The following is a 19,766-nucleotide window of genomic DNA, read 5'->3' on the forward strand; positions in this document are numbered from 1 at the left end:
TTCAAAAAAAAGCCCGCTCATTAGGCGGGCCGGGTATCTGGTTGCAAATTGCAGACGTAAGACACTGCCCGAAATCAGGAAGTGCGCCACCAACCGTGCAGAAAAAATGTTGCTTTCATTGCAGATACCTTCTTCATGTGAACTTGCGTACTAGTTAACTAGTTCGGTGGGGTAAAGTCAACACCTGATTTCAGTATATTTGCCGAAACCGCTATGATGGGCGTGTTACGACATTTATTGAAACGGGAGCCGCCTTGAGCGACACGAATTACGCAGTGATTTATGACCTGCATAGTCATACTACAGCCTCCGATGGGCGATTAACCCCAGAAGCCTTAGTACACCGTGCGGTAGAGATGCGAGTCGGTACACTGGCGATCACCGATCATGACACCACGGCGGGCATTGCGGCGGCAAGAGAAGAAATTTCACGTTCGGGTTTAGCGTTAAATTTGATCCCTGGTGTCGAGATATCAACTGTCTGGGAAAACCATGAGATCCATATAGTGGGTCTGAACATTGATATCGCCCATCCCATGATGTGCGAGTTTCTGGCGCAACAAACGGAACGTCGTCAGCAGCGTGCGCGCCTGATTGCCGAACGACTCGACAAAGCGCATATCCCCGGCGCGTGGGAAGGGGCGTTGCGCCTGGCTGATGGCGGGGCGGTTACGCGAGGCCATTTTGCGCGTTTCCTGGTGGAATGTGGCAAAGCCACAACCATGGCGGATGTCTTTAAAAAATATCTTGCCCGTGGGAAAACCGGTTACGTTCCGCCACAGTGGTGTACAATAGAACAAGCTATTGATGTCATTCATCATTCTGGCGGTAAGGCTGTTCTGGCTCATCCTGGGCGGTACGATCTTAGCGCTAAGTGGCTGAAAAGACTGGTTGTACATTTTGCTGAACATCGCGGCGACGCGATGGAAGTAGCGCAGTGTCAGCAGTCTCCCAATGAACGCACCCATCTGGCGACGCTTGCGCGTCAGCATCAATTATGGGCATCGCAAGGGTCTGATTTTCATCTACCCTGCCCATGGATTGAGTTGGGTCGTAAACTTTGGTTGCCCGCAGGCGTGGAAGGCGTCTGGCAACTTTGGGAGCAGCCCGAGATCACAGAGAGGAAAGTATGAGCCAGTTTTTTTATATTCATCCCGAAAACCCGCAGCAGCGCCTGATCAATCAGGCCGTTGAAATCGTGCGTAAAGGTGGGGTGATCGTCTATCCAACCGATTCCGGCTATGCGTTGGGCTGCAAAATTGAAGATAAAGGCGCAATGGAGCGCATTTGCCGCATCCGTCACCTGCCGGACGGGCACAACTTTACGCTGATGTGCCGTGACCTGTCTGAACTGTCGACCTATTCGTTTGTCGACAACGTGGCCTTCCGTTTAATTAAAAACAACACGCCGGGCAACTACACCTTCATCCTGAAGGGGACGAAAGAGGTTCCGCGCCGCTTGTTGCAAGAAAAACGTAAGACCATCGGCCTGCGTGTACCCTCAAACCCGATAGCACTGGCGCTGCTTGAAGCGCTGGGCGAGCCGATGCTCTCCACGTCACTGATGCTGCCGGGTAGCGAATTTACCGAGTCAGATCCGGAAGAAATTAAAGACCGCCTGGAGAAACAGGTGGATTTAATTATCCACGGCGGATATCTCGGCCAGCAGCCGACCACGGTCATTGATTTAACCGATGATTCTCCGGTGGTGTTGCGTGAAGGCGTCGGTGACGTTAAACCTTTCTTATAAGGGCGCGAACCGCTATACTACGCGGCCTTAAAATGGCGCTGACTGGCGCCGTTGATTCTCCTGTTCGACGCCTGTGAAGGCGACACCTAAAGGAAGCTCTATGAGCGAAAAGTTACAAAAAGTGCTGGCGCGCGCTGGCCACGGTTCTCGCCGTGAAATCGAATCTATTATTGCCGCGGGTCGCGTGAGCGTTGATGGCAAAATTGCCACGCTCGGCGATCGCGTTGAAGTCACTCCGGGTCTGAAAATCCGTATCGACGGTCATCTGATTTCGGTTAAAGAGTCTGCGGAGCAAATCTGCCGTGTTCTGGCCTATTACAAGCCAGAAGGCGAACTGTGTACCCGTAACGACCCGGAAGGTCGTCCGACCGTGTTTGATCGTTTACCAAAACTGCGTGATGCGCGCTGGATTGCCGTAGGGCGTCTGGACGTGAATACCTGTGGTTTACTGCTGTTTACAACCGATGGTGAACTGGCTAACCGTCTGATGCACCCAAGCCGCGAAGTTGAGCGTGAATATGCGGTACGTGTGTTTGGTCAGGTTGATGATGCAAAACTGCGCGATCTGAGTCGTGGCGTGCAGCTGGAAGATGGTCCGGCGGCATTTAAAACGATCAAGTTCAGCGGTGGTGAAGGGATCAACCAGTGGTATAACGTCACGCTGACCGAAGGACGTAACCGTGAAGTCCGCCGCCTGTGGGAAGCTGTAGGTGTACAGGTAAGCCGTCTGATTCGTGTCCGTTATGGTGATATCCCGCTGCCGAAAGGCCTGCCGCGTGGTGGCTGGACAGAGCTTGATCTTGCTCAGACCAACTATCTGCGTGAACTGGTGGACCTGAAGCCGGAAACGACCTCTAAAGTGGCCGTCGAGAAAGATCGTCGTCGCATGAAGGCGAATCAGATCCGTCGTGCGGTGAAGCGCCACTCTCAGGTCGGCGGCAGCCGTCGTCCGGGTGGTCGCAGCAACAACGGTTAATCATAACCAGGCCTGATAAGCAAAGCGCCATCAGGCGTTAGCGTGGAGCCGGATACAGCGCAAACGCCTTATCCGGCCTACACTCAATAATCGATCCCTGCTTGGGCTTTCACGCCCGCTTCAAACGCATGCTTGACTGGGCGCAGCTCGCTGACTGTATCTGCTAACTCCAGAATATCGCGATGACATCCACGGCCGGTGATAATGACCGTTTGATGGGCTGGGCGCGCGTTCAGGGCATTGATGACCTCTTCAAGCGGCAGATAGTCGTATGCCACCATGTAGGTCAGCTCATCCAGTATCACCATATCCAGTTCATCGTCGGCCAGCATCCGCTTGCCATGTTCCCACACGGCCATACAGGCTGCGGTGTCAGACTCGCGGTTCTGCGTTTCCCAGGTAAATCCTGTCGCCATAACCTGAAACTCTACGCCGTGGGGTTCAAGTAAGTTACGTTCTCCGTTTGGCCACGTACCTTTAATAAATTGTACGACGCCGACTTTTTTACCATGGCCCACCGCGCGCGTGGCGGTACCGAATGCGGCGGTGGTTTTACCCTTACCATTTCCGGTGAACACGATGATAATTCCGCGCTCATCTTTCGCTGCGGCAACGCGTGCGTCAACCCGATCTTTTACGCGCTGTTGACGTTGCTGATAGCGTTCTTCACTCATTGGGCAATTCCTGGTTTACGGCCCGGCTGGGCATCAAAAGTCATACCGGTTTTACGGCGGCTGTCATCGCCCATTAGCCACAGGTAGAGCGGCATAATATCGGCGGGAGTTTTCAATTTTTGCGGATCTTCCGTTGGGAATGCGCTGGCTCGCATGCCAGTTCGCGTCCCACCAGGATTGATACAGTTTACGCGCAGATGACGGTTTTGATACTCATCAGCCAGAACCTGCATCATCCCTTCGGTCGCAAATTTTGAGGTGGCATATGCTCCCCAATTGGCGCGTCCCTGGCGACCGACACTGGAAGAGGTAAAGACCAGCGATCCGGCATCGGATTTGAGTAACAACGGCAGTAATGCCTGAGTCAGCATAAAAGTGGCATTTACATTTACCTGCATCACATCCTGCCAGATCTGCGGGTTTTGTTCACTCATTGGACAAATATCGCCGAGTAATCCGGCGTTATGCAGTACGCCATCCAGACGCGGGAAATGTGCAGCAATGCGCTGCGCAAGCTGGTGACATTCTTCAGAGGTACAGGTCAGTAGATCCAGTGTAAACCACTGTGGTTGTGTTCCGTTTTCATCGGCGATAGTGCGGGCAACCTGACGCAGTTTTTCTTCGTTACGCCCATGCAGGATAACGGTCGCGCCATAGCGTGCATAGGTCTGCGCGGCCTCGCGTCCGATACCATCGCTGGCACCGGTGATAAGAATAATGCGGCCCTGTAGAAGGTCTTGTTTAGGTTGGTAATGCACGGCAACTCCTCGGCGACGTCCTGGATATCTCGTTCGCGATAACTTTTGGGCTTTATGCCTTAAACCCTGTACTTTTTCAATCAGCCAAAGGCAATAACACCGCAAAATGAACGCTTTGTCATGCTTTTTACTGATTCAGCACTGGATGTATGAAGCAAGACGAGGTGACACGCCTGTTGTACACTGAGCGGAAGTCGCGTTGTTTAACCAAGGTGGATCTCGTGGAATTGTTGTCTGAATATGGGTTGTTTTTGGCAAAAATTGTCACTGTCGTGGTGGCTATTGCAGTGGTGGTGATGCTGATCGTAAACGCGACACAACGCAAACGTCAGCGTGGGGAATTGAGGGTTATTAACCTCAGCGATCAATATAAAGAGATGAAGGAAGACCTGTCGCTAGCCTTATTGGATGGGCATCAGCAAAAATTCTGGCATAAGGCGCAGAAAAAGAAACAAAAGCTGGAGGCGAAAGCGGCTAAGGCAAAAGCGAAACTGGGTGACAGTACGTCATCAGATAAACCTCGTGTATGGGTGCTTGATTTTAAAGGCAGTATGGATGCCCATGAGGTCAGCGCATTACGCGAAGAGGTGACGGCTGTGCTGGCGGTTGTTAAACCTCAGGATCAAGTGGTGGTTCGTCTGGAAAGTCCGGGTGGTGTGGTACATGGTTATGGCCTGGCTGCGTCCCAGTTACAACGTCTGCGCGATAAGCAGATCCCGCTGACCGTTACGGTAGATAAAGTCGCTGCGAGCGGCGGATATATGATGGCCTGCGTGGCGGATAAAATTGTCTCGGCACCGTTTGCTATCGTCGGCTCAATTGGCGTGGTGGCGCAGATCCCGAACTTTAACCGCTTCCTGAAAGGGAAAGATATTGATATCGAACTGCACACCGCCGGACAGTATAAGCGTACGTTGACCTTACTCGGTGAAAACACGGAAGAAGGGCGGCAGAAATTCCGCGAAGATCTGAACGAAACGCATCATCTGTTTAAAGATTTTGTGCAGCGCATGCGTCCGACTCTGGACATTGAGCAGGTTGCCACCGGTGAACACTGGTTTGGTCAACAGGCGCTGGCAAATGGGCTGGTGGATGAGATCAATACCAGCGATGAGGTGATCCTCGGGCTGATGGAAGGTCGTGAAGTGTTGAACGTTCGCTATCTGCAGCGTAAAAAGCTGATGGATCGTTTCACCGGTAGTGCGGCGGAGAGCGCCGATCGTTTGCTGATGCGCTGGTGGCAGCGGGGGCAGAAGCCACTGATGTAAAATTGTCATTGCCGGATAGCGATGCTCACATATCTCCTATCCGGCCTACAAATATGCACCAGTATAGGCTGGATAAGGCGATGCCGCCATCCGGCAAATTATTACTCGTGTTAATCGATCAAGTGATACTTTTCGGAAAGTACGTGCGCCAGGTGTTTAAACATATTAAACACCGCCGTACTTTTGGGCGTTGGTAGCCCTTGCTCGTCTAAAAAGTAATCTCCGCTGAAAACCAGCACGCCGTTTCGCTGCGTAACGCCGGTGGCGACAATCCCCGCCAGCGTGTCCTCATGCTCACGAATGATTTTGTTGGCTTCAATCAGCAGTGTTTCGCGATCGATGGGTTGAGTGTCTTTATGCATGATTTACTCCTTAAACAAGGACATTAGTCTACGCTGAGCCCGCCTTATGGGCAAATATTCCCTGACATAAATGAAGGTTTTACGACAGTGTTACAACTGGCGAGATTTGTTTTTGCATGCTAATAAAGTTGCGTAACGCATTTTATCAGGTACAGTGTGACGCTTTCGTCAATCTGGCAACAGATTTGCTTGACATTCGACCAATACTTCGTCGTGCTAGAGCGTTTGTGAGAAAAAAAGCCTGTTAACTCAGTTACATGAGAGTTACATTACAAGCGCGAATCAGTTTAAAGGGTTGATATCCGCCGACGCAGAGACCATATCGATGTCTCGTCGCCAGTGGAAGGTGAATCAACGTGCGACGCATTCTGGAAGAATCAAATTAGGTAAAGGTGAATATGGGTAAAGCTCTTGTCATCGTTGAGTCCCCGGCAAAAGCCAAAACGATCAACAAGTATCTGGGTAATGACTACGTGGTGAAATCCAGCGTCGGTCATATCCGTGATTTGCCGACCAGTGGCTCAGCAACTAAAAAGAGCGCCGACTCAACCTCCACCAAAACGGCTAAAAAGCCCAAAAAGGATGAACGTGGCGCTCTCGTCAACCGTATGGGTGTTGACCCGTGGCACAACTGGGATGCGCGCTATGAAGTGCTGCCTGGTAAAGAGAAAGTTGTTTCTGAACTGAAGCAACTGGCTGAAAAAGCCGACCACATCTATCTCGCAACTGACCTTGACCGCGAAGGGGAAGCCATTGCATGGCACCTGCGGGAAGTCATCGGTGGCGACGACACCCGCTACAGCCGCGTGGTGTTTAATGAAATTACCAAAAATGCTATTCGCCAGGCGTTTGAAAAACCGGGCGAGTTGAACATCGATCGTGTTAATGCGCAACAGGCGCGCCGCTTTATGGACCGTGTTGTGGGCTATATGGTGTCGCCACTGCTGTGGAAAAAAATTGCACGCGGTCTGTCTGCCGGTCGCGTACAGTCTGTGGCTGTGCGCCTGGTGGTTGAGCGTGAACGCGAAATCAAAGCATTTGTTCCAGAAGAGTTCTGGGAAATTGATGCTAATACGACCACGCCGGGCGGCGACGCGTTGCCGCTTGAGGTGACGCATCAAAATGATAAGCCGTTCCGTCCCGTAAATCGGGAACAAACGCTTGCCGCTGTTAGCCTGTTGGAAAAAGCGCGCTATAGCGTATTGGAACGTGAAGATAAACCGACCAGCAGCAAGCCGGGCGCACCGTTCATTACCTCCACGCTACAGCAGGCTGCGAGCACGCGTCTCGGCTTCGGTGTGAAGAAAACCATGATGATGGCGCAGCGCTTGTATGAAGCGGGTTACATCACTTACATGCGTACTGACTCAACCAACCTGAGCCAGGATGCAGTGACCATGGTTCGCGATTACATCAGCGATAATTTTGGTAAAAAATATTTGCCGGAAAACGCGAACCAGTACGCCAGCAAAGAGAACTCGCAGGAAGCGCACGAAGCTATCCGTCCTTCTGATGTCGCCGTACAGGCGGAATCGCTGAAAGATATGGAAGCTGATGCGCAAAAACTGTATCAGCTGATCTGGCGCCAGTTTGTTGCCTGTCAGATGACCCCAGCTAAATATGATTCCACCACGCTCACCGTGGGTGCGGGTGATTTCCGCCTGAAGGCGCGCGGTCGTATTCTGCGCTTCGATGGCTGGACGAAAGTGATGCCAGCGTTGCGTAAAGGCGATGAAGATCGCATCTTACCGGCGGTGGACAAAGGCGATACGCTGACGCTTATCGAACTGACGCCAGCACAGCACTTTACTAAACCGCCTGCGCGCTTCAGTGAAGCTTCGCTGGTTAAAGAGCTTGAAAAGCGTGGCATTGGTCGTCCATCTACCTATGCGTCGATCATTTCTACGATTCAGGATCGTGGTTATGTTCGCGTTGAAAACCGTCGCTTTTACGCTGAAAAAATGGGTGAAATCGTCACCGATCGTCTGGAAGAAAACTTCCGCGAACTGATGAACTACGATTTTACTGCGCAGATGGAAGATAGCCTCGACCAGGTGGCGAATAAAGAAGCCGAATGGAAGGGCGTACTCGACAACTTCTTCACTGATTTTACTCAGCAACTGGATAAAGCCGAGAAAGATCCTGAAGAAGGCGGTATGCGTCCGAACCAGATGGTGCTGACCAGCATTGATTGCCCGACCTGCGGACGCAAGATGGGTATTCGTACCGCCAGTACCGGCGTTTTCCTTGGTTGCTCCGGCTATGCACTTTCCCCGAAAGAGCGTTGCAAAACCACCATTAACTTGGTGCCGGAAAACGAAGTATTGAACGTGCTGGAAGGCGACGACGCGGAAACGAACGCATTGCGCGCCAAACGCCGCTGCCAGAAGTGCGGTACGGCAATGGACAGTTATCTTATCGATCCTAAGCGTAAATTGCATGTGTGTGGTAATAACCCAACCTGCGACGGCTACGAGATCGAAGAGGGCGAGTTCCGTATCAAGGGTTATGACGGTCCTATCGTCGAGTGCGAAAAATGTGGTTCTGAAATGCACCTGAAAATGGGACGTTTCGGCAAGTACATGGCGTGTACTAACGACGAGTGCAAAAACACCCGTAAGATCCTGCGTAACGGTGAAGTCGCTCCGCCGAAAGAAGACCCAGTTCCGTTGCCGGAACTGCCGTGTGAAAAATCTGACGCGTATTTCGTGTTACGTGATGGTGCTGCAGGTATCTTCCTGGCGGCCAATACGTTCCCGAAATCACGTGAGACTCGTGCGCCGTTGGTGGAAGAGTTGTACCGCTTCCGCGATCGCCTGCCGGAAAAACTGCGTTATCTGGCAGATGCGCCGCAAACTGATCCGGATGGTAACAAGTCCATGGTTCGTTTCAGCCGTAAAACCAAGCAGCAATACGTTGCCGCTGAGAAAGACGGTAAGGCGACTGGCTGGTCCGCGTTCTTTGTTGACGGCAAATGGGTAGAAGGGAAGAAATAACAGCGTTTCGGCTGAATTTCTCCTCAAAGGGTCGCGTAAGCGGCCCTTTTTGTTTCTCGCATATTATTTTTTGTCATACCTATACAGCGTACATATAAATGATATAGTGGTTATAGTTAACAGAGTTTTTATTATTAAATCGTATTAGCAGCGCCCGCGAGCCTGCACTGAAACGATGATTTGATGGCGCGAATCGGGATGGCATAACATGAAATTACAGCAGCTTCGCTACATTGTTGAGGTGGTGAACCACAACCTTAATGTTTCCTCAACAGCGGAAGGGCTTTATACCTCGCAGCCCGGTATCAGTAAGCAAGTTCGTATGCTGGAAGATGAACTTGGCATCCAGATTTTCGCCCGTAGCGGTAAGCACCTGACGCAGGTTACGCCAGCGGGGCAGGAAGTTATTCGTATTGCGCGAGAAGTTCTGTCGAAGGTGGATGCCATTAAGTCCGTTGCTGGCGAACATACCTGGCCGGACAAAGGCTCGTTATATATCGCCACTACGCACACTCAGGCGCGTTACGCTTTACCGAACGTGATTAAAGGTTTTATTGAGCGCTATCCTCGCGTCTCATTGCATATGCACCAGGGATCGCCGACGCAAATCGCCGAAGCCGTTTCGAAAGGAAATGCAGATTTTGCTATCGCGACGGAAGCTTTGCACCTGTATGACGACCTGGTGATGTTACCTTGCTACCACTGGAACCGCTCGATCGTCGTCACGCCGGATCATCCGTTGGCGGGAAAACCTTCGGTTTCTATTGAGGAACTGGCACAGTATCCGCTGGTGACCTACACGTTTGGTTTTACCGGACGCTCGGAGCTGGACACCGCGTTTAACCGCGCGGGTCTGGAGCCACGTATTGTCTTTACCGCGACCGATGCTGATGTCATTAAAACCTATGTCCGTCTGGGCCTTGGCGTGGGTGTGATTGCCAGTATGGCGGTTGATCCTGTTTCCGATCCTGACCTGGTACGCGTGGATGCTCACGATATCTTCAGCCATAGCACCACCAAAATTGGTTTTCGTCGCAGCACCTTCTTACGTAGTTACATGTATGATTTCATTCAACGTTTCGCGCCGCATCTGACGCGTGATGTGGTGGACACGGCGGTGGCGCTGCGTTCCAACGATGATATTGAAGCCATGTTTAAAGATATTAAATTGCCTGAGAAATAATAACGACTGTAACCTCGTCGGTATCCATAAGCATAAAGCGATACCGACGGGAAACACTGAATTAAATGATAATTTACCGTGGATAAATTAACCATATATAGCTTGTGGAAAAAGTTCACTAAAGTAGTTTCAAATTAGTCAGCTTGCCAAAAATTCCTTTCAAATATTTATAATCGATCAAACAATCGATTTATTTATCAGGACGAGTCTGAAAATTAACTGGCTTTTTTTCGCCTTTTTTATTAGGATTCCTCCTATCTGATGATTAATTGTACCGATTGTTTGGTGCCTAAATGATAAGTGATTTCGATAGTATGAGGTTAGCGATGCCTTCAGGAAACCAGCCAGCACGCAGGGATCCGGTGATGAAACGTAAAGCCTGGTTCGCCGTATTTCTTGGTTCTGCGATATTCTGGATTATTGTCGCACTCGTGGCCTGGAATGTGTGGGGGTAAGTATGTCCGCACCAGAGCAGCACTCTACTGAAACGCTATCGCCTCATGACCATGAACAAGAGAGCAAAACCGTCGCAGAGAAGGGGCAGAAGGTACCCGAATCCTGGAACCTTTCTCCTGAACAACGGGCGTTTATTGATCTGTTAACTGATGATGATGAACAGAAACAATAATTCGTACGTATTTTATAATAATAACGATTACCTTGTGCCCTTGAATATCGAATCATTTATCCATGTAATCGTCATCAACAACCTAATCAACGTATTATCCATTGCTCTATTGCCTGCTGAATATTCATCCTATTAATCTACACGGTTAGACCTTCCTCCTTACCATCGACCTCAGTTCGCGCTTTTATATCGCCCGCTACTTTTATCATTTTGAGTTGTTATCAAAGCGTTACATTTTGTTTGTGTTATCTTTAATACTAACCCTGAGGAAAGTCAGGGGATCCAACCCTGTCATTTAAGGAGGAGCTATGTCGTCGACCCTACGAGAAGCCAGTAAGGACACATTGCAGGTTAAAGATAAAACCTACCGCTACTACAGTTTACCCCTGGCTGCTAAATCATTGGGTGATATCACCCGACTACCCAAATCGCTAAAAGTGTTGCTGGAAAATCTGCTTCGTTGGCAGGATGGTAATTCCGTTACCGAAGATGATATTCATGCTCTCGCGCATTGGCTGAAGACCGCCCATGCCGATCGTGAAATTGCCTATCGACCCGCTCGTGTTCTGATGCAGGATTTTACCGGTGTGCCGGCGGTGGTCGATCTTGCCGCCATGCGCGAAGCGGTGAAACGTCTGGGGGGAGATACGGCAAAAGTGAATCCGCTTTCGCCAGTGGACCTTGTCATTGACCACTCGGTAACGGTGGACCGTTTTGGTGATGATGATGCTTTCGAAGAAAACGTTCGCCTGGAAATGGAACGAAACCATGAACGTTATGTGTTCCTGAAATGGGGACAGCAGGCATTTAGTCGCTTCAGCGTTGTACCGCCGGGAACGGGTATTTGCCACCAGGTAAACCTTGAATACCTTGGCAAAGCCGTCTGGAGCGAGTTACAGGACGGTGAGTGGGTGGCTTATCCCGATACGCTGGTCGGTACCGATTCCCATACGACAATGATTAATGGCCTCGGTGTGCTGGGATGGGGCGTTGGGGGCATTGAGGCTGAAGCAGCAATGCTGGGTCAACCGGTCTCTATGCTTATCCCGGATGTTGTGGGCTTTAAACTAGTGGGCAAACTGCGGGAAGGTATCACCGCTACCGACCTGGTTTTAACCGTCACCCAGATGCTGCGTAAGCACGGCGTGGTCGGTAAATTCGTTGAATTCTACGGTGATGGCCTCGACACCTTACCGCTGGCCGATCGGGCAACCATTGCGAACATGTCACCGGAATACGGCGCAACCTGCGGTTTCTTCCCGATCGATGGCATCACTCTTGAATATATGCGTCTGAGTGGACGCAGTGAGGAGCAGGTTGAGTTGGTCAGCGCCTATGCCAAAGCGCAGGGAATGTGGCGTAATCCAGGGGATGAACCCGTATTTACCAGTTCACTGGAGCTGGATATGGGCAGTGTGGAAGCTAGCCTTGCCGGACCGAAGCGCCCGCAGGATCGGGTGGCACTGGCTGATGTTCCGAAAGCGTTTTCGGCAAGTAATGAACTCGAAGTAAATAGCTCGCTGAAAGACCGTCAGCCCGTGGACTACACCATGAGCGGCCAGCAGTATAAGCTGCCGGACGGTGCGGTGGTGATAGCAGCTATCACTTCCTGTACCAACACTTCCAACCCAAGCGTATTAATGGCGGCGGGACTGCTGGCGAAAAAAGCAGTGACACTTGGTCTGAAACGTCAGCCGTGGGTGAAAGCCTCGCTGGCGCCAGGATCGAAGGTGGTGTCTGATTATCTGGCACAGGCTGGGTTCACGCCGTACCTTGATGAGCTGGGATTTAACCTTGTAGGTTATGGCTGTACCACCTGTATTGGTAACTCGGGTCCGTTACCCGATCCTATCGAGACAGCCATCAAAAAAGGCGATCTCACCGTTGGCGCCGTGCTTTCCGGCAACCGAAACTTTGAGGGGCGTATCCATCCGCTCGTGAAGACCAACTGGTTGGCGTCTCCGCCGCTGGTGGTGGCCTATGCGCTAGCAGGGAATATGAATATCAATCTGACGAAAGATCCGTTAGGCCATGACAGAAAGGGCGATCCCGTTTATCTGAAAGATATCTGGCCGACGGCTCAGGAAATTGCCCGTGCCGTGGAGCAGGTTTCTACCGCCATGTTCCATAAAGAGTACGCTGAAGTCTTTGAAGGTACGCCAGAATGGAAAGCTATCCAGGTTGATCGGGCTGATACCTATGGTTGGCAGTCTGACTCAACTTATATCCGCTTGTCGCCGTTCTTCGATGGTATGCAGGCTACGCCGGATCCGGTCCAGGACATTCATGGTGCGCGTATCCTCGCAATGCTTGGGGATTCCGTCACCACCGACCATATTTCTCCTGCCGGCAGTATTAAGCCGGATAGCCCGGCAGGTCGTTATCTGCAAAGCCACGGCGTTGAGCGTAAAGATTTCAACTCCTATGGTTCACGCCGCGGGAATCATGAAGTGATGATGCGCGGTACCTTTGCCAATATTCGTATTCGTAATGAGATGGTACCCGGAGTGGAAGGTGGGATGACGCGTCATTTGCCGGGAACCGAGGTAGTGGCTATCTATGATGCGGCTATGCAATATCAACAGGAGAATATCCCCCTGGCGGTTATTGCCGGGAAAGAGTATGGCTCTGGCTCCAGTCGCGACTGGGCGGCAAAAGGCCCGCGCTTGCTGGGGATTCGCGTGGTTATCGCTGAGTCCTTTGAGCGAATTCACCGTTCTAACCTGATTGGTATGGGGATTTTGCCGCTGGAGTTTCCACAGGGAGTCACGCGCAAAACGCTGGGACTAACCGGTGAGGAAGCGATCGATATTACGGACCTGCAAAACATCAAGCCGGGCGCAACAGTGTTGGTGAATATGGTTCGCTCAGATGGACGTAAAGAGGTGATTTTATGCCGCTGCCGTATCGATACTGCGACGGAGCTAACTTACTACCAAAACGATGGTATTCTGCACTACGTGATTCGTAATATGTTGAATTAAAATGCATAAAGCCTGCGAGAGCAGGCTTTATTATCGGCGGTAACAACCATTACTTGCCCAGCAAATGCCCCATCTTGGCGGCTTTGGTGTCCAGGTAATGTTCATTGTTCGGGTTACGACCCACAATCAGCGGCACGCGTTCAACAATATTGATTCCCGCTTCGGTCAGAATTTCCACTTTTTTCGGGTTATTGGTCAGCAAACGAACTTCGTCCACGCCCAGCAGCTTGAACATATCCGCACACAGCGTGAAATCACGCTCATCTGCCGCAAAGCCCAACTGATGGTTAGCCTCAACGGTATCATAACCCTGGTCCTGCAACGCGTAGGCGCGGATTTTATTGAGCAGGCCGATATTGCGTCCTTCCTGACGATGATAAAGCAGGATACCGCGCCCTTCTTCAGCAATGTGGGTGAGAGCCGCTTCGAGCTGGAAGCCGCAATCGCAACGCAGGCTAAACAATGCATCGCCAGTCAGACATTCGGAGTGGACACGCGCCAGAACAGGCGTTTGACCAGTGATATCGCCAAAAACCAGTGCGACGTGATCGTGTCCGGTTGCCAGTTCTTCAAATCCCACCATCAGGAAATCACCCCAGGGGGTTGGCAGTTTGGCTTCTGCCACACGTTTAAGCTGCATGTAATTCTCCAGATTATGCTGGCACTGTCGTGCCGTCGCCTGTTGGCTTCTTGTTCTGTATTGCACTATTTTGCCATAAGGCAACGATGTTCACCTAATCGCGACAACGGATTCGCCTTTGGAATGGCACAAAAATGTCAATTTTCCCGGCATGCACTTTTTTCAGTTATGATTGTGAGACTTATCGACGAAAGGAGAGGTAATGCTGTCAATTGCAAAGCGCACTGCGGTCGGGGCCGGGCTGCTACTTATTATGCCGGTTGCTGTATGGGTATCGGGCTGGAACTGGCAGCCGGGACACAACGTTTGGTGGCTAAAATCTCTGTACTGGGTAACGGAAACGGTGACGCAGCCGTGGGGGATTATCACTCATGTTGTGCTCTGCGCATGGTTTCTGTGGTGTCTGCGTTTTCGTCTGAAAGCTGCGGTAATGCTGTTTGCGATCCTGGCCGCGGCAATTTTAGTCGGTCAGGGTGTGAAGTCCTGGGTTAAAGACAGGGTGCAGGAACCTCGGCCCTTTGTCGTATGGCTGGAAAAAACGCACCATATCCCGGTTGATGAGTTCTACACTTTAAAACGTAAAGATCGTGGCAACTTAGTTAAAGAGCAATTGGCCGAACAACAGGATATTCCGACGTTTCTACGTAAGCACTGGCAAAAAGAAACGGGTTTTGCCTTTCCGTCAGGACATACGATGTTTGCTGCCAGTTGGGCTTTACTGGCAGTAGGGCTGTTATGGCCACGCAGACGTACGCTGACGATTGTGTTTTTGCTTATCTGGGCGACAAGTGTTATGGGTAGCCGCTTGCTGTTGGGCATGCACTGGCCACGTGATTTGGTCGTTGCAACGCTGATTTCATGGCTGCTGGTAACGCTGGCGACCTGGCTCGCGCAGCGAGTATGTGGACCACTTACACCGCCTGTGCAGGAGGCAAAAGAAATCGCGCAACGCGAGCAAGAAAGCTAGCTATGATTGATTTTTCAAATTTTGCCCTTAAATCAGAAAGCGGAAAGCGCTTTTCCATTTCGCACTCGTTGTGAAAATGGTAATTTAAAGGGCTCAACGCGGTAAGTTGTACACGATTTATTCGCTTAAACCACATAACGGGAAGTAATGTGAAATATTTACTCATTTTCTTACTGGTGTTGGCGATTTTTGTTATTTCGGTGACATTAGGTGCGCAAAACGATCAACAGGTTACGTTTAATTACCTGCTGGCTCAGGGTGAGTATCGTATCTCTACGCTGCTTGCTGTATTGTTTGCCGCAGGTTTTGCGATTGGTTGGTTAATTTGCGGCCTTTTCTGGCTGAAGGTTCGTGTGTCTCTTGCGCGCGCCGAACGTAAAATCAAACGACTGGAAAACCAGCTTACGCCTGCGACCGACGTTGCGGTTTCTGCCGATTCGTCGGTTGTGAAGGAATAATTATTTATGTTGGAGTTGTTGTTTCTGCTTTTACCTGTAGCCGCTGCCTATGGGTGGTATATGGGTCGCAGAAGTGCGCAACAAACCAAGCAGGATGAAGCTAACCGTCTTTCCCGTGACTATGTCGCCGGGGTTAACTTCCTCCTGAGCAACCAACAAGACAAAGCGGTGGATCTGTTCCTTGATATGCTAAAAGAGGATACGGGCACCGTTGAGGCTCATCTCACTCTCGGAAACCTGTTCCGCTCGCGCGGTGAAGTCGATCGCGCAATCCGCATCCATCAAACGTTAATGGAAAGTGCTTCGCTGACCTACGAGCAGCGTTTGTTGGCCGTACAACAGTTGGGGCGCGATTACATGGCCGCAGGTCTGTACGACCGCGCGGAAGACATGTTCAATCAGCTTACCGATGAAACAGATTTTCGCGTCGGTGCATTACAGCAACTGCTGCAAATTTATCAGGCGACCAGCGATTGGCAGAAAGCCATTGATGTCGCAGAACGTCTGGTGAAGCTAGGCAAAGATAAACAGCGTATTGAGATAGCCCACTTCTACTGCGAACTGGCCTTACAGCAGATGGGCAGCGACGATATGGATCGCGCCATGGCGCTGTTGAAAAAAGGGGCTGCGGCAGACAAAAACAGTGCCCGGGTTTCTATCATGATGGGCCGTGTGTACATGGTGAAAGGCGAGTACGCGAAGGCCGTTGAAAGTCTGCAACGCGTGATTTCTCAGGATAAAGAACTGGTCAGCGAAACGCTGGAAATGCTGCAAAGCTGCTACCAGCATCTGGGGAAAACCGATGAGTGGGCAGAGTTTTTACGTCGGGCCGTTGAAGAGAATACTGGCGCCGCCGCCGAGCTGATGCTGGCCGATATTCTTGAAGCGCGTGAGGGGACTGATACCGCTCAGGTTTATATTACCCGCCAACTACAACGCCATCCTACGATGCGCGTTTTCCACAAATTAATGGATTACCATCTTAACGAAGCAGAAGAAGGGCGCGCGAAAGAGAGCCTGATGGTTCTGCGCGATATGGTCGGGGAGCAGGTGCGCAGCAAGCCGCGCTATCGTTGCCAGAAGTGCGGATTTACCGCATATACACTGTACTGGCACTGCCCATCTTGTCGCTCATGGTCAACCATTAAGCCTATTCGCGGACTTGATGGGTTGTAATTTTTAAAAAAATCTTACTTTAGTTACAACATACTAATGATGAGTAACAAAGCCATCCTCAGCCACCGTTGCCAAATTCGCCTGGCAGAAATGGAATCGCGCCTGTTAATTTTCTATTACCGCAGGTAGAATGCACGCCGTTTACCCATTTCGCGCTACTGTCGGCGCCCATCCTCAAGAAGGTCTGGTCATGACGTTTACTGCTTCATCTTCTTCTCGTGCTGTTACTGATTCTCCTGTCGTTGTCGCTCTCGATTATTCCAATCGTGATAAAGCATTAGCTTTTGTCGACAGAATTGATCCTCGTGATTGCCGTTTGAAAGTGGGCAAAGAGATGTTCACGCTTTTTGGACCTCAGTTGGTTCGCGATTTACAACAGCGTGGTTTTGACGTTTTTCTTGATTTGAAATTTCATGATATTCCCAACACTACCGCGCATGCCGTTGCGGCAGCGGCTGAGCTTGGCGTGTGGATGGTTAACGTTCATGCTTCTGGTGGGGCGCGTATGATGACCGCCGCACGTGAAGCCTTATTACCTTTTGGCAAGGACGCACCGCTGCTGATTGCGGTAACGGTTCTGACCAGTATGGAAGCCAGCGACCTCGCCGATCTCGGCGTGACGTTGTCACCTGCAGAGCATGCTGAAAGGCTGGCGCGCTTAACCCAACATTGTGGTTTGGATGGCGTTGTATGCTCCGCGCAGGAAGCGGTGCGATTCAAGCAGGCGTTTGGCCAGGCATTTAAATTGGTTACGCCGGGTATTCGTCCTGAAGGCAGCGAGGCGGGCGACCAGCGTCGCATTATGACGCCGGAACAAGCACAGTCAGCTGGTGTGGATTATATGGTTATTGGTCGTCCGGTCACGCAGTCGGCAGATCCGGCTCAGACGCTGAAGATGATTAATGCCTCACTGAAACGAGGTGCGTAAATGAACGATTCAAACTCTCGCCTGGTCTACTCAACCGATTCCGGGCGCATTGATGAACCAAAAGCTGCTCCTGTGCGCCCACAAGGCGATGGCATTGTTCGTATCCAGCGCCAGACCAGTGGCCGCAAAGGTAAGGGCGTGTGTTTGATTACCGGTATTGATCAAGACGATGCCGAACTGACCAAATTAGCTGCGGAACTGAAGAAAAAATGTGGTTGTGGCGGGGCAGTGAAGGATGGCGTGATTGAGATACAGGGTGATAAACGCGACTTGATTAAATCGCTGCTGGAAGCCAAAGGAATGAAAGTTAAACTGGCTGGCGGTTAATAAAAAAAGCCACGGAATATTTCCGTGGCTTTTTAATAATACAGACCTGAAAAAGTAAACGTATTATTATATCGAGCCGTTCAACCGTAGATTATTTACCCACCTGATGGCCAATGATACCACCTACTGCAGCACCACCCAGCGTACCCAGCGTGCTGCCGTCAGTCAGGACTGCACCACCTATTGCACCTGCACCAGCACCGATTGCAGTGTTACGATCGCGTTTGGACCAGTTAGAGCAGGCGCTCAGCGACATTGCCAGAGTAATCGCCAGAATGGCAGCGGTCATTTTTTTGCTCGTTACTAACATAATACTTTCTCCTGAATTATTGATTCACGGAATCCAGTGTTCTTTAAGAATAGCGCTAAATTTAGGCTAACGAAGATATTTCCGTGAAACCGTTTAGCGAAGGCATTACAAACACTATCCTGAAGTTGGAGGTTCGTTCCTGTTATATCGCTAACATTAATTTTACGACTTAATCCTGTTAACGACAGGTAAAAAGTCTTAATTGGACTGTCAGATAACTCTCAGAGAGGAGATGATTTGCCAACTGACAAATCATCTGCTGAAGATGTTACGCGTGGGCATCAATGATATTGACGGTTAATCCGGAATGCTCAAGCTGCATTTGTACGCTGGCGCTAAGCCTGGAGTCCGTGACTACGCGGCTGAATCGCTCTAATGGACCCAGCGTGTACGGGTGAATGGCTTCGAATTTTGAGCTGTCAGTAAGCACAATAACTTCTGCACCTTTTTCCAGCACCGCGTTAACCACATCAGAACGCATCATGTCGCGTCCGGTGAAGCCGGTGTCAGCCTGCCAGCCATCAATGCCGATAAAGGCCTTGCTGAAGTGTACCTGCTGGATAAACTGGCGAGTTAAGGGCCCAACCATACTTTCGCTTTTTTTCTGATAGATGCCGCCAAGGAGAATCACTTCGCAGGGGGTTTCTTTCAGCAGATGGGCTATATAGCTGCTGACGGTAATGATGGTGACATCTTTTTGCTCCGCGAGCGTTCTGGCTAAGAGCGCATTGCTGCTGCCGTTTTCAATGAATACGGACTCGCCTGGGCTTACCAGCGATGCGGCGAATTCAGCCAGCTCACGCTTCAGCGTAAAATTAGTCATCATGCGCGTTTCCACATCATCGCTGTTCAATGAAACAGCAAAACCGTGCGCACGGCGTAAATAACTCTGTTTTTCCAGTGTGTTCAGATCCTGTCGAATCGTCACTTCTGAGACACCGGTGATTTTTGCCAGTTCGGCAACGCTCATCTGACCTTTATCAGTCACCATCTGCAAAATAGATTGTTGTCGGGAATTCATAATATTAATTTTATTGCGATATCGTATCGGAAATTAAACGGAAACTGCCTCACGTGCAGTTTGCTTATAGCAGCGACATTAAAGGGTTAATGTCGTCAGATCTCCCAGGGAGCCTTGTGCTTTTTGGGCAAGGATTCGGCATCTTCTTTGGTCATGTTTAGCAGCTCAGCCTTCAGAATTTCGAGATTATGGATAGCTGAGTGGTAATCACCTGCAACGAGGATATCCAGCACGGTATCAATGCGTTCGGCCAGACGCTGAGCGTCGATATCAGACATGGTTATCATCCTAATGGCAATAGAGTTTGAATTTCATGATGCAGAATTTCATGGCAAAAGAGAAGGGAAAAATAGTATTAAC

Annotated in this window: 22 protein-coding genes and 1 other annotated feature; of the genes, 14 read left to right on the forward strand and 8 right to left on the reverse strand. The window is 50.6% G+C overall.

All coding sequences use genetic code 11. The annotated features are described in order from the left end of the window. Positions 1–3 precede the first annotated feature (3 nt). Positions 4–98, reverse strand: a sequence feature (Trp leader region). Then, a complete protein-coding gene (gene trpL / locus OGX66_RS22235) occupies positions 75–119 on the reverse strand; it encodes a trp operon leader peptide (protein ID WP_191229385.1) in 45 nt (14 codons plus the stop codon). Its footprint overlaps the feature before it by 24 nt. A gap of 135 nt (positions 120–254) precedes the next feature. Here trpL and rnm point away from each other — a divergent pair, with 135 nt between their 5' ends. The 3 genes from rnm (at position 255) to rluB (ending at position 2,726) form a co-directional block, all read left to right on the forward strand. Continuing rightward, on the forward strand, positions 255–1,133 hold the full coding sequence (rnm, locus tag OGX66_RS22240) for an RNase RNM (protein WP_088902208.1): 879 nt from the start codon (positions 255–257) through the stop codon (positions 1,131–1,133). Beyond that, positions 1,130–1,750, forward strand: coding sequence for an L-threonylcarbamoyladenylate synthase (locus OGX66_RS22245; RefSeq protein ID WP_003020628.1), 621 nt, complete (start codon positions 1,130–1,132; stop codon positions 1,748–1,750). The genes rnm and OGX66_RS22245 overlap by 4 nt, the downstream gene beginning before the upstream one ends. Positions 1,751–1,850: 100 nt before the next feature. Then, the gene (gene rluB / locus OGX66_RS22250) at positions 1,851–2,726 is read left to right on the forward strand and encodes a 23S rRNA pseudouridine(2605) synthase RluB (RefSeq protein WP_016150338.1); all 876 of its coding nucleotides are present in this window, start codon (positions 1,851–1,853) and stop codon (positions 2,724–2,726) included. 83 nt (positions 2,727–2,809) lie between these two features. Here rluB and cobO read toward each other — a convergent pair whose 3' ends face one another. Continuing rightward, positions 2,810–3,400 (reverse strand): cob(I)yrinic acid a,c-diamide adenosyltransferase, encoded by a 591-nt coding sequence (gene cobO / locus OGX66_RS22255; protein WP_071685618.1) that lies wholly within the window; start codon positions 3,398–3,400, stop codon positions 2,810–2,812. Then, positions 3,397–4,158, reverse strand: a complete 762-nt coding sequence (locus OGX66_RS22260; RefSeq protein WP_003840709.1) for a YciK family oxidoreductase — start codon at positions 4,156–4,158, stop codon at positions 3,397–3,399. Before OGX66_RS22260 ends, cobO begins: the two co-directional genes overlap by 4 nt. 221 nt (positions 4,159–4,379) lie before the next feature. Here OGX66_RS22260 and sohB point away from each other — a divergent pair, with 221 nt between their 5' ends. Further along, the gene (sohB, locus tag OGX66_RS22265; RefSeq protein WP_003843986.1) at positions 4,380–5,426 is read left to right on the forward strand and encodes a protease SohB; all 1,047 of its coding nucleotides are present in this window, start codon (positions 4,380–4,382) and stop codon (positions 5,424–5,426) included. 110 nt (positions 5,427–5,536) lie between these two features. On the opposite strand, the gene OGX66_RS22270 is transcribed toward sohB, so the two are convergent. Then, a complete protein-coding gene (locus tag OGX66_RS22270) occupies positions 5,537–5,788 on the reverse strand; it encodes a YciN family protein (protein ID WP_003020616.1) in 252 nt (83 codons plus the stop codon). 398 nt (positions 5,789–6,186) lie between these two features. Here OGX66_RS22270 and topA point away from each other — a divergent pair, with 398 nt between their 5' ends. From topA to acnA, 5 genes are all read left to right on the forward strand, one after another. Continuing rightward, the gene (gene topA, locus OGX66_RS22275) at positions 6,187–8,784 is read left to right on the forward strand and encodes a type I DNA topoisomerase (protein WP_003840713.1); all 2,598 of its coding nucleotides are present in this window, start codon (positions 6,187–6,189) and stop codon (positions 8,782–8,784) included. Positions 8,785–8,992: 208 nt separating this feature from the next. After that, positions 8,993–9,967 (forward strand): HTH-type transcriptional regulator CysB, encoded by a 975-nt coding sequence (gene cysB, locus OGX66_RS22280; protein WP_032935573.1) that lies wholly within the window; start codon positions 8,993–8,995, stop codon positions 9,965–9,967. 314 nt (positions 9,968–10,281) lie between these two features. Beyond that, positions 10,282–10,422 (forward strand): YmiA family putative membrane protein, encoded by a 141-nt coding sequence (locus tag OGX66_RS22285; protein ID WP_213083937.1) that lies wholly within the window; start codon positions 10,282–10,284, stop codon positions 10,420–10,422. Positions 10,423–10,424: 2 nt separating this feature from the next. Next, positions 10,425–10,595, forward strand: a complete 171-nt coding sequence (locus OGX66_RS22290; protein ID WP_008322403.1) for a YciX family protein — start codon at positions 10,425–10,427, stop codon at positions 10,593–10,595. Positions 10,596–10,903: 308 nt separating this feature from the next. Then, on the forward strand, positions 10,904–13,579 hold the full coding sequence (acnA, locus tag OGX66_RS22295) for an aconitate hydratase AcnA (RefSeq protein WP_088902210.1): 2,676 nt from the start codon (positions 10,904–10,906) through the stop codon (positions 13,577–13,579). A gap of 49 nt (positions 13,580–13,628) precedes the next feature. Here acnA and ribA read toward each other — a convergent pair whose 3' ends face one another. Further along, complete coding sequence (ribA, locus tag OGX66_RS22300) at positions 13,629–14,219, reverse strand: GTP cyclohydrolase II (protein WP_003020601.1); 591 nt, start codon at positions 14,217–14,219, stop codon at positions 13,629–13,631. Between the two features lie 202 nt (positions 14,220–14,421). On the opposite strand from ribA, the gene pgpB reads away from it, so the two are divergent. The 5 genes from pgpB (at position 14,422) to yciH (ending at position 18,075) form a co-directional block, all read left to right on the forward strand. Next, positions 14,422–15,186 (forward strand): phosphatidylglycerophosphatase B, encoded by a 765-nt coding sequence (gene pgpB, locus OGX66_RS22305; protein ID WP_088902211.1) that lies wholly within the window; start codon positions 14,422–14,424, stop codon positions 15,184–15,186. A gap of 149 nt (positions 15,187–15,335) precedes the next feature. Beyond that, on the forward strand, positions 15,336–15,644 hold the full coding sequence (locus OGX66_RS22310) for a LapA family protein (RefSeq protein WP_003020595.1): 309 nt from the start codon (positions 15,336–15,338) through the stop codon (positions 15,642–15,644). Positions 15,645–15,650: 6 nt separating this feature from the next. Next, on the forward strand, positions 15,651–16,820 hold the full coding sequence (gene lapB, locus OGX66_RS22315; protein WP_003020592.1) for a lipopolysaccharide assembly protein LapB: 1,170 nt from the start codon (positions 15,651–15,653) through the stop codon (positions 16,818–16,820). Between the two features lie 190 nt (positions 16,821–17,010). Further along, positions 17,011–17,748 (forward strand): orotidine-5'-phosphate decarboxylase, encoded by a 738-nt coding sequence (gene pyrF, locus OGX66_RS22320; protein ID WP_003840720.1) that lies wholly within the window; start codon positions 17,011–17,013, stop codon positions 17,746–17,748. After that, complete coding sequence (gene yciH / locus OGX66_RS22325) at positions 17,749–18,075, forward strand: stress response translation initiation inhibitor YciH (protein ID WP_003843984.1); 327 nt, start codon at positions 17,749–17,751, stop codon at positions 18,073–18,075. A 91-nt stretch (positions 18,076–18,166) separates the two neighbouring features. Here the strand turns inward: yciH and osmB are convergent, their stop codons facing one another. The 3 genes from osmB to OGX66_RS22340 all read right to left on the reverse strand — a co-directional run bounded on the left by osmB (position 18,167) and on the right by OGX66_RS22340 (position 19,684). Beyond that, a complete protein-coding gene (osmB, locus tag OGX66_RS22330) occupies positions 18,167–18,385 on the reverse strand; it encodes an osmotically-inducible lipoprotein OsmB (RefSeq protein WP_003020583.1) in 219 nt (72 codons plus the stop codon). 268 nt (positions 18,386–18,653) lie between these two features. Continuing rightward, on the reverse strand, positions 18,654–19,406 hold the full coding sequence (gene yciT / locus OGX66_RS22335; protein WP_003020580.1) for a DNA-binding transcriptional regulator YciT: 753 nt from the start codon (positions 19,404–19,406) through the stop codon (positions 18,654–18,656). A 95-nt stretch (positions 19,407–19,501) separates the two neighbouring features. Continuing rightward, positions 19,502–19,684 (reverse strand): YciZ family protein, encoded by a 183-nt coding sequence (locus OGX66_RS22340; protein ID WP_003020577.1) that lies wholly within the window; start codon positions 19,682–19,684, stop codon positions 19,502–19,504. Between the last annotated feature and the right edge of the window lie 82 nt (positions 19,685–19,766).

Origin of the sequence: Citrobacter sp. Cf072 (assembly GCF_030334485.1) — a bacterium.
GTDB lineage: Bacteria > Pseudomonadota > Gammaproteobacteria > Enterobacterales > Enterobacteriaceae > Citrobacter > Citrobacter freundii.